This is a genomic window from Roseivirga sp. UBA838 (genome assembly GCF_002296035.1).
In the GTDB taxonomy this organism is placed as follows: Bacteria; Bacteroidota; Bacteroidia; order Cytophagales; family Cyclobacteriaceae; genus Roseivirga; species Roseivirga thermotolerans.
Genome location: NZ_DBHC01000003.1, coordinates 60841 through 74116 on the forward strand (window position 1 = coordinate 60841; position 13276 = coordinate 74116).

Sequence of the window (13276 nt, forward strand, 5' to 3'; positions counted from 1 at the left end):
TGCTTTTGCCTTCCATAGAAAACCAAGTAATTTTCGGCCATGAACAAGGTGGAGATTAAGGCAAGGCTAGAAGATTCTTACGATCATTTTCTAAAGTTCATCGGTGGTCTTTCGAAAGACGAATTTGAATATGCCCCGGAGAGAAAGTGGAATGCCGGACAACAGGCCGATCACCTTATAAAAAGTACACGCCCGCTAGAGAAGGCCCTGGGCTACCCCAAATTTCTCATCAAGTTTAAATTCGGTCTTGCCAACCGCCCCTCTAGAACTTATCCCGAGTTGGTAGAGCGATACAAACAAAAGCTTACCACGCTGGAGGGAGATCCTCCCGGAAACTTTGTACCCAAACGGGTACCTTTTTCAGACCTAAACAAAGTCACAAAAACACAAAAAGAGATTGTTTCCGGCATACAGGAAAAACTTTCCAAATGGTCCGAGGATCAACTAGATCAATACATCTTTCCTCACCCTTTACTCGGCAAAGTTACCGTACGCGAAATGCTCTATTTCACCATCTACCATGCCGAACACCACCAGAATGTGGTGAAGATCTATTTGAAGGGTATCTGACCCTCTCCGAGCCCTTATTTCAGAGGTAGAATTAGCCTCGTTTATAAGGGTCAACTTTGGAGAGTAGAAACTAATTCCCCTCCTGTCGCCAATCATGGTGTCCTCACCATGACACAGCAAAAGCACCAGACTCAATTCTTGTTATGGGCTAGAAGTCGGTAATTATTTGAAGCAAAGGTTAAACACTTATGTAGCGGATACGGATTCAAACACGTGGTGAGGACACCACCTGTGGCAGATAAGGGCATATGGTCAACTTATCTGATGGGTAAAAATCTCAACATCTGCTATCGCCAGTCATGGTGTCCTCACCATGACACAGCAAAAGCACCAGATTAGATTCCTATTATGGGCTAGAAGCAAGTAGTTATTTGAAGCGAATCAATCCTAAAACACCCGGCAATCGGTGAGGACACCGATTGTGGCGACCAGGCACTATTCTGACTTAGACATTTTTTCGCCAGTCATGGCTCCCCTACTGTCGCCAGTCATGGTGTCCCCACCATGACACACAAAGCATCAGATCCTATCCTTAATATGAGTTAGAAAACTGAATTGACCAGAGTCAGAATAATAAAAAGAGGCTGATGAATATTCATACAGAGTAAAATCTTCAGCTAAATTCCATTTACCAGAGACAGGGTTATGATGTATATAGTCAAGTTTTTGATAGATGACTTCTGGTGAATATAGATGTACAGAACGACTCTTAGGCTGCCAGATATCGAAATTCCTATCCTTCCAGTCAACCTTAAGTTCCCTGAGAACCTTTGGGTCGGACTTTAAAGATTGAATGAGTTGGTGACCTGTATATTTCTTAAAACTGGCTATAGGACTCTCTTTTCCGTTCCAGTTTATTATCTCAAGAATAGCGTGAAAATGATTAGGCATAATTACAAATCCATATACCGCCAACTTATCCCTTTCTACCAAAAACTGAAGAGAATCGATCAGAATATCCTTTCTAAAGGGCTTTTGTAATATTGGAATCCAGTTATTGATAGTACAGGTATAGAAATAGAGTTTGTGTGTATCCATTATATGAAAGTAAGAATTAATGAGTGGAGGCCAATCGGTGAGGACACCGATTGTGGCGACCAGGCACTATTCTGACTTTGACATTTTTTAGCCATTCATGGCTCCCCTACTGTCGCCAGTCATGGTGTCCCCACCATGACACACAAAGCATCAGATTAGATTCTTGCTATGGGCTAGAAGCCGGTAATTATTTGAAGCAAAAGTTAAACACTTATGTAGCGGATACGGATTCAAACACGTGGTGAGGACACCATCTGTGGCAGATAAGGGCATATGGTCAACTTATCTGATGGGTAAAAATCTCAACATCTGCTATTGCCAGTCATGGTATCCCCACCATGACACAGCAAAAACACCAGATTAGATTCCTATTATGGGCTAAGAGCCATACAAAAACGATCCTAAGACACCAGGCAATCGGTGAGGACACCGAATGTGGCGGTTAGGCACTATTCTGACTTAGACATTTTAGCCAGTCATGGCTCCCCTGCTGTCGCCAGTCATGGTGTCCCCACCATGACACAGCAAAAGCACCAGAGTCAATTCTTGTTATGGGTTATAAGTCGGTAATTATGTAAAGCAAAGGTTAAACACTTATGTAGCGGATACGGATTCAAACACGTGGTGAGGACACCACCTGTGGCAATGACGACCTCTGCTCCTCCTTATCAAGGAGGGGAATCAGCGCCAGCAACAGTTTCCACCAATATTGATTATCATTTGCATAGTTCCCCAGCCTTCAATCCTCCACTGGAGGAGGTGCCCAAAGGGCGGAGGAGGAACTTATAAAACAAAACTCATCAGCCCTATTGGGTGGCCCAGTTTCTCAGACTATCGAAGTCTTCAGGGGCAACTGGTATTACTCGAATATCTTGCGTTGTATCTCCGTAAGTCATTACCAAAGTAACTTTCCAATGCGGTTCATATTGATAGTTATATTTCCTTTCAAGAATGTAGCCGGTATCAATATAATTGACTCTGTATCGGTCAACTTCGTAAATCAACTTATTATCGAACCTTCTAATTTCCTTCTCATAATGCCCTAAGGTTACGCTTACCTCATAAAGAGGATTCCAGACTTGAGTTGTCCAATAATGATCTTGTAGATGCCTTCTCCCAAAAAAAGGCCCTGGCTTTTGTGAAGTTGATTTCGTAATCCAATCACCTGGTAATTTCTCGAGTCCAACAGCTTCTCTAAAATCATTATACTTTATACCATATGGCTCAATTTCTGATTGATTTTGATAGAAGATGATAGTATCACCGAAAAGTATATTGTCTCGGTAGATTCTATACGCATAGAATATAACCACCAACAAGGCTCCAATATAAAGAACCCTCTTCTTGATCACTGAACTAGGAATTTAATACAAACCGGGGTAGGTACTTCTTCGATATAACCCGTATCAATAAGCTCACCGGTTTCCTGATTGATTTCATAGGTCACAATGGTGTTGGTATCCTGATTGGCCACAAGCATAAACTTACCTGATGGATCAATCTCAAAGTCCCTTGGTGTTTTTCCTTGCGATGGATAAGCACCGATTTTTATCAGCTCACCATTACCACCTATTTTGAAGGCAAGAATTTCATTAATCTCACCTCTATTGGAAGCGTAAAGAAACTGTCCATTCGGATGAATCTTAATGGCTGCTCCTGAAGGCTCTCTTTTATCGTCATGTTCTTGCAGGGCAATCATCTGCACCTTTTGCTCCAGACGGAGGCTATCAGAGAAAGTGGCTACTTCAATCGTTCCAATGAGTTCATTCAACACGTAGACAATATCTTTTTCAGGATGAAAAACAATGTGTCTGGGCCCTGCCATTCTTGGTGGGTTAATAAAGTCTCTCAAATAATTGAGGGTTCTGCTGAGTGTATCCAACTCATAGGCGTAAATTTTATCAGCACCAAGATCTACGGCAGCCACCAAACCGCTCTTCGGATGCTGAATAATTTGGTGAGCGTGCGGAGCCTCTTGTCTGGGGTGTTCAGAGCCACCCTCATGTTTTTTGTACGAAGTATATGTCCCAAGCATTCCACCTTCTTCAATGGGCAACAAAACCACACTACCTCCAACATAGTTGGCTACCATAACAAACTTCCCCGTATTGTCTATGCTCAAATGACAAGGATATTGCCCCATACTCGAAGTCTCATTAACATAAGACAGCGTATAGCTTTCATGGTCATAAGAAAAAGCAGTGACAGCAGCAAAGCTATCTTCTCCCCCGTCAAATTCATTTACCGCATATACATAGTTTCCACTAGGATGTACAGCCAAATAAGACGGGCTAATCACCCGTTCACTCGTACTTTTATAGGCAATAGCACCCGTCTTTTTATTCATGCTATACACATACACTCCTTCACCCTGACCATCTACATGGCCCTCTTTCTTGGTATAGGTACCTACAAAAAATATGGCTTCGTCAGTTTCTGGTTTTGCCACTTGCTGTTCGGTTTTCTTTGATCCACAAGCTGTAATAAGAGCCAGTAGAGCAAGGAGGATTATCTTCTTCATTTATAGTTTTTTCAGCACCTCAATTGTTTTGGTGAGGTGATCATCGGTAAAATCGTAATGTGTCACAAAGCGAATAAGCTGGGGGCCAAAGCCAAAAGCCAGAATTCCATTTTCTGCCAGCTTATTTAAAAAAGCACTGTTGGTATACTTATCCGTTAGTTTAAAAATTAAAATATTGGTTTCACAAGGCAGTACTTCCTCCACATAATTCAGCCCTTGCAGCACCTTGGCCATTTCTCTGGCTTTGTTATGGTCTTCCACCAATCGCTCTATATGATGCTCCAGTGCATACAAACCAGCTGCGGCAATATATCCGGCCTGCCGCCAGGCTCCACCCATTACTTTTCGAATTCTTCTGGCCCGCTTAATATCGTCATGCCCACCAATGAGCAATGACCCAACTGGAGCCCCAAGCCCCTTGCTCAGGCAAATGGAAATGGTATCGAACACCTCTCCATATTCCTTTGCATTTTGTCCTTTGGCCACCAGTGCATTGAAGAGGCGTGCCCCATCCAGGTGTAAAGCAAGTCCATGCTCATGGCATGTCTCTCGAATAGCCCAAATCTCGTCCATATCGTAGCAGCTTCCACCTCCCTTATTCATCGTATTTTCCAACGAAACCAATCTGGAAACCGGAGAGTGGATATCATCTGGCTGAATAGCAGCCTCTACATCTTTAGCCGTAATTAAGCCACGATCGCCCTCTAGCAACCGAACGGAAGCCCCGGCATTGGCCATAATACCACCTGACTCATACAAATAGATGTGTGAATATTTATGACAGATCACCTCGTCCTGAATTTGGCAGTGCAATCGGATACCTATTTGATTGGTCATGGTACCGGAAGCACAATACAGGGCAGCATCTCTACCAAACATTCGGGCAGCTTTCTCCTCCAAGGCCGCCACAGTCGGGTCTTCTCCAAACATATCATCGCCCACCTTAGCCGACATCATCGCTTCATGCATGGCCGGTGTGGGCCGGGTTAGCGTATCACTCCTTAAATCAATATCCATAGAAAAATTTTGCTTTTGTACTTGTCTCCGGCACAGCCAACTCAATAGCTTTAGCCGCCTCCAGAGGACGGTCTGTAGCCAGAATATCTGCACCACGTTGAATATAGCCTAAATATGTAGAATCTCCTTGTGCTATGGCCTTCCTATCCAGGTTTCCTAATACTCCCAATATGCAGGTAATCCCTTTGCGATGTAAGAAATCGAACCATTCCGGTGATGGTTCTGACACCCCCACAAAAGCAACCATTTGTTCATCAGGAATACCAGCAGCCCTATGAGCCTCATAGGCCTCCTGAGAGCCCAGACTTACGGAGAGTTTGAGCGAAGGATCCAGCGAATATACCAAGGCTGCATCGCGAGCCCCATAGGTTATAATAATTGAGTAGTCCTGTGCTTCCATCTCTTGCACAGCCTCTACTACTCGCTCAAAAGGTACACCTCGTTTTACATCCAGGGTTAATACAGCCTTACCTCTTGCCCATTGCAATACGTCATTCAAGGTTGGCACCTTATAGGCCGTAATTTGCCCCTCATTGTCTACCAAATTCAACGATTGTACATACTCATAGTCTACTTCCAACACTCTGCCACTCCCGTTGGTAGTTCGGTCCAGCGTATTGTCATGCATCATTATGAGCACTGAATCTTTGGTCATAGCAATATCACATTCTATAACCGTAGGAATTTGAGAGGCTATGTATTCGAACGTCTCTATGGCATTTTCCGGGTAGCCGGGATATGGCCCACCCCTGTGAGCGCTCACCAACGGAATCCGATCTTCCGACCATTGGATAAGCTCAGTCAATTGGCCTTTGGGAATGACTATCCCTTTGGTTTCTGAAGCCGTTGAACTATCCTGTTTGGGCGAAGAGCAAGCGTATAGAAAGCAGAAGAGAATAAGAATCTGGGGGAAGGATTTTCGCAGAAACATCTTTTTTACCCGAAAGTACATGGAGAAGAAACAAAGCACAAGAGAAAAAGTGAAGTCATTTCCGAGGCAGCAAACCTTATGTCTACTGCCTCGGTAATCCTCTCCGTTTCAACCTAAACATATGAAGAGATTATGGTGCAAGCACCTTAAATGACCGGACCGTCTGTCACTCAATGGGTGTGTAATCTCCTAACTTGCTCCGCAATTGAAGCAGTTCGTTCTTTATGGCATTGTGCATGCCTTTGGGCACTTCTTTTAAGAACCCGTTGAAGTGATTATCCAGTTTAATAATCATTTCATTCTTACTTCTCCTCCCTCTTTCGGTAAGCTGTACATGAAAAGATCTCCCATCTTCCTCATTATCGACCCGGGTTACCCAGCCGTTTTTTTCCATACGCACCAACATGCGCGATATGGACGGAAGATCCTGGAGCGTAACCCGGCTAATCTCGGTAGGGGTCACGCTTCCATGGTTCCATAAAATAATCAACACCTGCCACTGCTCGGGCGTTACCGAATACGCCTTCAACGCTCTGATCAGCTCCCTATGAAAGAGCAAATACGCGCGATATAGATTGTAGCCGAGATTGTTATTGAGGTGAAAGAGAGCCTTACCGAAATCCATAGTGGTTGTAAGTCTGACCAAACTTATACAAAAATACTTGTTCAGACAAGTATTTTTGTACATAAATTCTTTTTTAGCCGGAACAAAAGGGCTATATAAGCCTAGCGAATGGCACTATGGCCATGCATTTACCAATTTTACTAAGCGATATCATGCCGGTCGCCTGACCAACATTTGAAACTTCGGTGCAGGGTAAAAAGAAGTGTAAAATGTCTATTAAGAGGCAGAGGAAGAGTTTTCTTCTAAGTCTCTCAGCTCCAGGTTGATAGCCCTGGTGCTAATTTGGGTTTCGATAAAAGAAAGGAGAAGCGAACCAAGTAGCAGAAAAAGGCTGGCTCCAAATACGTAATCTGCAACTACTTGTCTGCCTAAGTACATGAGCACCATAGAGAGCACGCAACAAAAGAAACTTGCAATACCGAGGGCTTGCATATTGCGAATAAGCAACAAGCGAAGCCTCAGGTTTTTAATCTGACCGAAAATGGTCTTGCGCATTTCAGGAGCTTCTTTATACCGCACCCTCAAACCCCTCACTAAGGTGGCCAGAGCCACAAAGCGATTGGTAAAAGCTAATAAAAGCAGGGTAATGGCAGGAAACAGCAATGCTGGCGTAGAAATATCAAGACTCATTTTTCTTGTTTTTGTGAGGGTAGTTTTTTGTCTAGTGTGAGCTTCCACAAACCTCTTAACCACACCAGACCAAACAGGTACAGCCCAAATTTACTCAAATATTCGCTGAGTACAGGGTTTGGCAGATTTTGAGGTTCTACTATATATAGCAAAACGAGAGTTAACCCCACCACTACTGAAGCTATACCAAACATCCATTTTTCGGTCTTTACGCCAATTTTTAGATCCATGTGTTTTCTAGTTTTCAAAAAAACTTACTCATCCCCTCAATCCGGAGCCGGCAACCACCTCGTAAGTAAGCACAAAGAAAACAACAATTCTTAACGCATTGGCAGCTCACACGCTTCCAATTTTCAAATCAAACATTATGAAAAAGAAAACAATCCTTTTGCTGAGCTGTGCAATACTGTTTGCCACAGCACTGATCTACGCAGCAGATCACATTGATGCTCCGGGTGTAACTGAAACTACCTCAGACATTACCGATTTCTACGCCTTTCAAAGCCCAGAAAACAATTCAAACATTGTCTTTGTAGCCAACCTTCAGGGCTTGTTATCTCCCTCAGCCAGTGCCGGTGCCACCTTTGACGAAAACGTGATGGTGGAATTTAATATTGATACGAATGATGATGCTGTGGAAGATCTGGTGATTCAGTGCACCTTCGAAAACGGAATGGTAACTGCTTATGGCCCTGTTGCCCCGGTCTCTACAGGTACCAGCAGTACCCTGGTAACCAGTGCTAATACTGTTTCTACCAACATTACGGCTTACGGATCTAATGCTTCAATTGGCAACCAAAATGGAGTAAAGCTATTTGCTGGCCCCAGAGACGATCCGTTCTTCATGGATTTTGCTCAGTACGGAGAGATCATTGCCGGAAATGCCTCCAGCTTCAATGATCCGGGAACAGACACTTTTGCAGGCACTAACGTAATGTCGGTGGTTGTAGAGGTTCCCAAATCAATGATTGGCGGTTCAGGCACAATTAACACCTGGGTAACCAGCAACAGAAAACAATAACCAATTCACCTTTAACAGAACAATGATGAAAAGCATAAATAAAAAAACAGCAATAGTCGCGGTAGCCGCTATTCTGGCCCTAACCATGATTTCATGTAAAAATGACGATACCACACCGGAAATACCTTCTATGTACACTCAGGAAGATCAAATGGGGCGACCTGCCATTAACACAGTATTTGTAGGCAGCTCCATGAAAGACAACTTTAACACCACTGCTCCAAGTGCTCAGGGGGCCGCTTATCAATCGGCTTTCGAAGCCAGACTTTTGGCCTTAAACCCTAATTATAGCACCAATGCCCTGGGTCTGGATGCCGCAACGTTTACCACCGTATTGGCCACCGATGTGCTTTCCGTATCCTTGGATGGAACCACCACTTTCTTTGATGGCACCAACGTATTGACAGGAAGGGCACTAGCCGATGACGTTATATCTGTAGAATTGCTATTGATCTTTGGAGGGTCTGACGGTTCGGAAAACCCGGGACTTACTGATGATCATGTAGATAGTAATGATAAGGCGTTTCTGACCACATTCCCTTACCTGGCCTCTCCTTGGTAAAGCTTAACACTCCGTGCTTAGGCAAAACTATAAGCACGGAGTATTTCTCCTTTCGACTTAAACTCAACGATATGAAAAAAATAATACTACCCACCTTTTCGCTGCTGTTCTTAATAATGGCTTGTGAGCCAAAACAGAGCAATTCATCAATAGTTTTGAAATCTGACTATGCCCATCTTTTACAAGCAGCAACAAATGAACGCGACACTCTTCTACAGTCAGACATTCGCTTTTGGTTCGATAAACTTAAAGCAGCCCCTAATAACATTACCTATCTGAGTAAACTTGCTGCCGCATATAGCCGCCTCTTTAAGGCAGAAGGAAACGTTGAATACATTTTCAAGGCAGACAGTCTTTATGCCCTTGTAGAATCTCGCAACCCATTCTCTAATGCCGCTACCTACCAGGCACTTGGTGTAAACGCCATTACCCGCCACCAATTTGTTGCGGCTAAAAACTACGGAGAAGCAGCTCTTTTGGAAGGCGACATGAAGTCTGCTTCTTTCAACCTCATTTTTGACGCGTCTATGGAGATTGGCGACTATGACCGTGCGAGGAGTATTCTGAACGGCCAAATCCAACGAAACAGCTTTCAGTACCTCATTCGAGCCTCAAAATTGGCCGATCATGACGGAAATCTTGAATTGGCCATTGAGCTGATGGAAAAAGCCCATGCGCGAGTAAAAAACCACCCGGAGCTCTCCCTTTGGTCGCTATCTAATTTAGGTGATCTATACGGCCATGCAGGCCGAATTGCTGACTCTTATGGAGCCTATCTGGATGTATTGCAAAAAGACCCAACACACTGGCACTCATGGCAAGGAATTGCCTGGATTTTATATTCACACAAAGGGAAAATAAGTGAGGCAGAAGTCATACTGCAACTGATAAACCAAAAACACCACAACCCTGAACTCAATCTTTTGCTAGCTGATTTGGCTGACTATAGTGGCAAAAAGGAGCAAGCACTGAAACTTAGAAAACAGTTCTATACAGAGGTTTCTCAGCCAAAGTATGGCCACATGTACAGCAAATACCTCATACTTCTCGATGCTGAGGATCTGAATTCTCCAAAGCGGGCTGTAGCTCGGGCTGAAGCGGAAAAAGATTCGCGCCCCACACCGGAAGTATATAGTCTTTTGGCATGGGCCAAATTGCACAATGGAGAAAAAGAGGAAGCATTACGTATGGCTCAGCAATTTGTGGAGGACAAAACCAGCGAGCCTGAAGCTGTTTATCACCTGGGCATGATCTACAAGGCCAATGGAAAAACCATACGCGCCAGACAGTTACTCAAGGAGGCTAACGATGCCGCGTATGAGCTTGGCCCCATAACTGCTCAAGCCATTGAAAAGGCCCTAAAGTCATTTTAAGTGAGAAAGCTAACGGCAGTTGTTTTATGGGGCTATTTCTGCATACTGATATTCGGTTATGCAGGCGCTTATTTTACCCATAAAGCACTGCACTCTTTGGCCAACAGAGTTCATCATCATCACCCAAACACTTCTTTAGATGTAGAGCATGGCATAGATGATCATCATGCATGGATTAAACCTCAACACGAACAAAGGCAAGAGGAATCGCACACTAATGAAAACCGCCTGAGCCTCTATGGTTTTGTGTTACCCCTAATCAGCAGCTTTAGTTTTTCCTTTACCATAAAGAAAACCAAAAACACCACTCTCTACCCAACCTTTTATACTACGCCTGAGCTACCCACTCCAACTCCTCCCCCCAGTGCCTGAACAGCCATAGCCCATTAACCTACCGACTCGTGAGCCGGGCAGGAACTCCTATGTCTTTCCAATCTAAAATGCACTAATTATGAAATCATTTACCCTATTTATATGCCTTATTGGCCTTTTAGTATGTACAATTGGCTATGGGCAGCAACGTACAGTTGCAGGAACTGTAAGGGATGCTGAAAATGCAGAACCACTTCCGGCAGCTACTATTTACATTCAAGAATTGAATGTAGGCACCACAGCCAATGCTATGGGCATCTTTCAGTTTAAAAACCTTCCTAATGGCGAATACACCCTGGAAATCAGTTTCGTAGGTTTCGCAAAGAAAATCATTCCTTTCACCGTAGCTTCAGGTAGTCCTCAATCTATCGAAGTAACCATGCAGCCGGAAGTTGTTCGTATGGAAGATGTAGAAGTGAGTCAGAACCTTCAGTACAATGCCACCTCATTTTCGGCAATGGATCTTCGGCTAAGGCCTATACAAACTTCTCAGGATGTACTAAAAATTGTTCCGGGGCTATTCATAGCTCAACATGCCGGAGGAGGCAAGGCCGAGCAGATATTTCTAAGGGGATTTGACATTGACCACGGAACCGACATTTCCCTGGAGGTAGATGGCATGCCGGTGAATATGGTTTCTCATGCCCATGGGCAGGGCTATGCCGACCTCCATTTTGTAATTCCGGAAACCATAGACCGGGTAGCTTTCGACAAAGGCCCATATTATAGTAGTATAGGCAATTTTAACACCGCTGGTTATGCGCACTTTTCTACCAAAAAAAGACTTTCGGAGAGTTCGGTAAAACTAGAGGGCGGACAGTTCGGCACATTTCGAACCGTGGGCCTTCTCAACCTTATATCTCCCCAAACAACCTATGCTCCCAGCCTTTATCTGGCCACTGAGTTTTTTAGATCTGATGGGTATTTCGAAAGCCCGCAGTTCTTCAATCGTCTAAACGCATTGCTAAAATATCATCAACGACTGGACAGCAAACGTACGCTGGATATTTCGTTGTCGGCATTTAATAGTAGCTGGGATGCCTCCGGCCAAATACCTGAAAGAGCTGTAGAGAATGGTACTATTTCGAGGTTTGGAGCTATTGATGATACAGAAGGGGGCATGACAAGCAGAATGAATGTAAATGCCCGATTGGCACGAGAGCTACGCAATGACGCCTGGACTGAAAGCCAGTTCTATTTTACTCAATACGACTTTGAACTGGTTTCTAACTTCACCTTCTTTCTTAATGACCCGGAAAATGGTGATCAAATAACCCAAAGCGAGCAGCGGCAAATATTTGGAACCCGCCACAACTATTGGACGGAACACCAACTGTTGGGTATTTCGGCACAAACTGAACTGGGCGTTGGTTTCAGGCACGACATCAATGAGAATGTACGTCTTTCCAGAACATTGCAGCGCCAAACTGTACTGGAAGACCTTGCCTATGGCGATGTGCAGGAAACCAACATTTTTGCCTTTGCTGAGGAAATTTTTACCCTTTCTCCCCGATTTACCATGACTACGGGGTTACGGTTCGACCACTTTACATTCGACTATAGAAACAAACTCTCTTCCACCTACGAGCGATCGGCCATTAACAAAAGTGTGTTAAGCCCCAAACTACAGTTGAGCTACCAGGCCTCTGAGCGATTGAATCTTTACCTTAAAAGCGGATTGGGCTTTCATAGCAACGACAGCCGGGTGGTTGTTCAACAAACCGGGCGGGAGATTCTGCCAAAGGCTTATGGCTTGGATGTGGGCATTCACTGGAAACCTGTTGACCGACTGCTCATAAACGCTGCTTTATGGCGCCTCGATCTTGATCAGGAGTTTGTTTATGTGGGCGATGCGGGCATAGTTGAACCTTCGGGCAAAACACGCAGGGAAGGTATCGATTTGAGTATACGATATCAGGCCAATGCCTGGCTCTATTTTACCTCAGATGTTAACTACACCATTCCGAGGGCAGTTGGCACGGCAGAAGGGGAACACTTCATTCCGCTGGCTCCCACGTTTACAAGCATTGGTGGGCTTACTGCAGAATTGACGAATACCCTAAGCGGAAGCTTAAGGTATCGGTTCATGGACAATCGCCCGGCCAATGAGGACAACAGCCTGCATGCGGAAGGCTACTTTTTAATGGATGCTGTACTGAACTATACATTGGGAACCTTTGAATTGGGGCTTTCTATTGAAAACCTGACCAATGCTACGTGGAAGGAGGCACAGTTCGAAACCGAATCGCAACTAAGGAACGAATCAAAACCTATATCTGAAATTCACTTCACACCAGGCACTCCGTTTCAGGCCAGACTTTCGGCTACTGTGAGGTTTTAGTGGGCCTCTTAGGGAAAGAAAATTGCACCTTTCTAAATCTAAAAAACCTATGGACTTCGTATGTCTATTGTATGCGAGTCCCATTCACCTAATAACACGCATTGCAATCGAATAGAAGGGCCGGAGTTCAGATAGTTTTATAGGGCTACTCATTTAGATCGCATTTGTTCCAGTATACTGGCCACAAGCTGTGTCCTCATAGCGTCTTTTAACAGCCATTGGTGAAGACACAAATGGAGGCAAGGGTTAGAAATGTACTGCTTGCGACTTAAGTA

14 protein-coding genes are annotated in these 13276 nt (G+C 44.3%); 6 read left to right on the top strand and 8 right to left on the bottom strand.

All coding sequences use genetic code 11. The annotated features are described in order from the left end of the window. Positions 1–39: 39 nt before the first annotated feature. A complete protein-coding gene (locus tag B3O12_RS00340; protein WP_189628284.1) occupies positions 40–570 on the top strand; it encodes a DinB family protein in 531 nt (176 codons plus the stop codon). 519 nt (positions 571–1089) lie between these two features. On the opposite strand, the gene B3O12_RS00345 is transcribed toward B3O12_RS00340, so the two are convergent. From B3O12_RS00345 to B3O12_RS00380, 8 genes are all read right to left on the bottom strand, one after another. Further along, positions 1090–1608 (bottom strand): transposase, encoded by a 519-nt coding sequence (locus B3O12_RS00345; RefSeq protein WP_286754889.1) that lies wholly within the window; start codon positions 1606–1608, stop codon positions 1090–1092. An 806-nt stretch (positions 1609–2414) separates the two neighbouring features. Continuing rightward, on the bottom strand, positions 2415–2960 hold the full coding sequence (locus B3O12_RS00350; RefSeq protein ID WP_286754890.1) for a hypothetical protein: 546 nt from the start codon (positions 2958–2960) through the stop codon (positions 2415–2417). Next, positions 2957–4129 (bottom strand): lactonase family protein, encoded by a 1173-nt coding sequence (locus B3O12_RS00355; protein WP_286754891.1) that lies wholly within the window; start codon positions 4127–4129, stop codon positions 2957–2959. The genes B3O12_RS00350 and B3O12_RS00355 overlap by 4 nt, the downstream gene beginning before the upstream one ends. Next, positions 4130–5146: a threonine aldolase family protein gene (locus tag B3O12_RS00360; RefSeq protein WP_286754892.1), complete on the bottom strand. Its 1017-nt coding sequence runs from the start codon at positions 5144–5146 to the stop codon at positions 4130–4132. It abuts the gene before it with no gap. Continuing rightward, positions 5136–6077, bottom strand: a complete 942-nt coding sequence (locus B3O12_RS00365) for a glycerophosphodiester phosphodiesterase family protein (RefSeq protein WP_286746953.1) — start codon at positions 6075–6077, stop codon at positions 5136–5138. The genes B3O12_RS00360 and B3O12_RS00365 overlap by 11 nt, the downstream gene beginning before the upstream one ends. 166 nt (positions 6078–6243) lie before the next feature. After that, on the bottom strand, positions 6244–6765 hold the full coding sequence (locus B3O12_RS00370) for a MarR family winged helix-turn-helix transcriptional regulator (RefSeq protein WP_286754893.1): 522 nt from the start codon (positions 6763–6765) through the stop codon (positions 6244–6246). A 153-nt stretch (positions 6766–6918) separates the two neighbouring features. After that, a complete protein-coding gene (locus B3O12_RS00375; protein WP_189628291.1) occupies positions 6919–7332 on the bottom strand; it encodes a DUF2721 domain-containing protein in 414 nt (137 codons plus the stop codon). Continuing rightward, positions 7329–7562 (bottom strand): hypothetical protein, encoded by a 234-nt coding sequence (locus B3O12_RS00380; protein ID WP_189628292.1) that lies wholly within the window; start codon positions 7560–7562, stop codon positions 7329–7331. The genes B3O12_RS00375 and B3O12_RS00380 overlap by 4 nt, the downstream gene beginning before the upstream one ends. Positions 7563–7699: 137 nt before the next feature. Between B3O12_RS00380 and B3O12_RS00385 the strand changes: the two genes are divergently transcribed. The 5 genes from B3O12_RS00385 to B3O12_RS00405 all read left to right on the top strand — a co-directional run bounded on the left by B3O12_RS00385 (position 7700) and on the right by B3O12_RS00405 (position 13001). Next, entirely contained in the window at positions 7700–8353 is a 654-nt protein-coding gene (locus tag B3O12_RS00385) for a DUF4331 family protein (protein WP_286746957.1), read from the top strand. Positions 8354–8375: 22 nt separating this feature from the next. Then, entirely contained in the window at positions 8376–8915 is a 540-nt protein-coding gene (locus B3O12_RS00390; RefSeq protein WP_286754894.1) for a DUF4331 family protein, read from the top strand. A 71-nt stretch (positions 8916–8986) separates the two neighbouring features. Next, on the top strand, positions 8987–10288 hold the full coding sequence (locus tag B3O12_RS00395; RefSeq protein ID WP_286754895.1) for a tetratricopeptide repeat protein: 1302 nt from the start codon (positions 8987–8989) through the stop codon (positions 10286–10288). Continuing rightward, positions 10289–10660: a hypothetical protein gene (locus tag B3O12_RS00400; RefSeq protein ID WP_286754896.1), complete on the top strand. Its 372-nt coding sequence runs from the start codon at positions 10289–10291 to the stop codon at positions 10658–10660. It abuts the gene before it with no gap. A 79-nt stretch (positions 10661–10739) separates the two neighbouring features. After that, the gene (locus tag B3O12_RS00405) at positions 10740–13001 is read left to right on the top strand and encodes a TonB-dependent receptor (RefSeq protein ID WP_286754897.1); all 2262 of its coding nucleotides are present in this window, start codon (positions 10740–10742) and stop codon (positions 12999–13001) included. The last annotated feature ends 275 nt before the right edge of the window (positions 13002–13276 follow it).

Excerpts from the sequence above, each read along its gene's own strand:
- B3O12_RS00340 (WP_189628284.1), top strand. The coding sequence starts at position 40 with ATGAACAAGGTGGAGATTAAGGCAAGGCTAGAAGATTCTTACGATCAT.
- B3O12_RS00345 (WP_286754889.1), bottom strand. The coding sequence starts at position 1,608 with ATGGATACACACAAACTCTATTTCTATACCTGTACTATCAATAACTGG.
- B3O12_RS00355 (WP_286754891.1), bottom strand. The coding sequence starts at position 4,129 with ATGAAGAAGATAATCCTCCTTGCTCTACTGGCTCTTATTACAGCTTGT.
- B3O12_RS00360 (WP_286754892.1), bottom strand. The coding sequence starts at position 5,146 with ATGGATATTGATTTAAGGAGTGATACGCTAACCCGGCCCACACCGGCC.
- B3O12_RS00365 (WP_286746953.1), bottom strand. The coding sequence starts at position 6,077 with ATGTTTCTGCGAAAATCCTTCCCCCAGATTCTTATTCTCTTCTGCTTT.
- B3O12_RS00370 (WP_286754893.1), bottom strand. The coding sequence starts at position 6,765 with ATGTACAAAAATACTTGTCTGAACAAGTATTTTTGTATAAGTTTGGTC.
- B3O12_RS00375 (WP_189628291.1), bottom strand. The coding sequence starts at position 7,332 with ATGAGTCTTGATATTTCTACGCCAGCATTGCTGTTTCCTGCCATTACC.
- B3O12_RS00380 (WP_189628292.1), bottom strand. The coding sequence starts at position 7,562 with ATGGATCTAAAAATTGGCGTAAAGACCGAAAAATGGATGTTTGGTATA.
- B3O12_RS00385 (WP_286746957.1), top strand. The coding sequence starts at position 7,700 with ATGAAAAAGAAAACAATCCTTTTGCTGAGCTGTGCAATACTGTTTGCC.
- B3O12_RS00390 (WP_286754894.1), top strand. The coding sequence starts at position 8,376 with ATGATGAAAAGCATAAATAAAAAAACAGCAATAGTCGCGGTAGCCGCT.
- B3O12_RS00395 (WP_286754895.1), top strand. The coding sequence starts at position 8,987 with ATGAAAAAAATAATACTACCCACCTTTTCGCTGCTGTTCTTAATAATG.
- B3O12_RS00405 (WP_286754897.1), top strand. The coding sequence starts at position 10,740 with ATGAAATCATTTACCCTATTTATATGCCTTATTGGCCTTTTAGTATGT.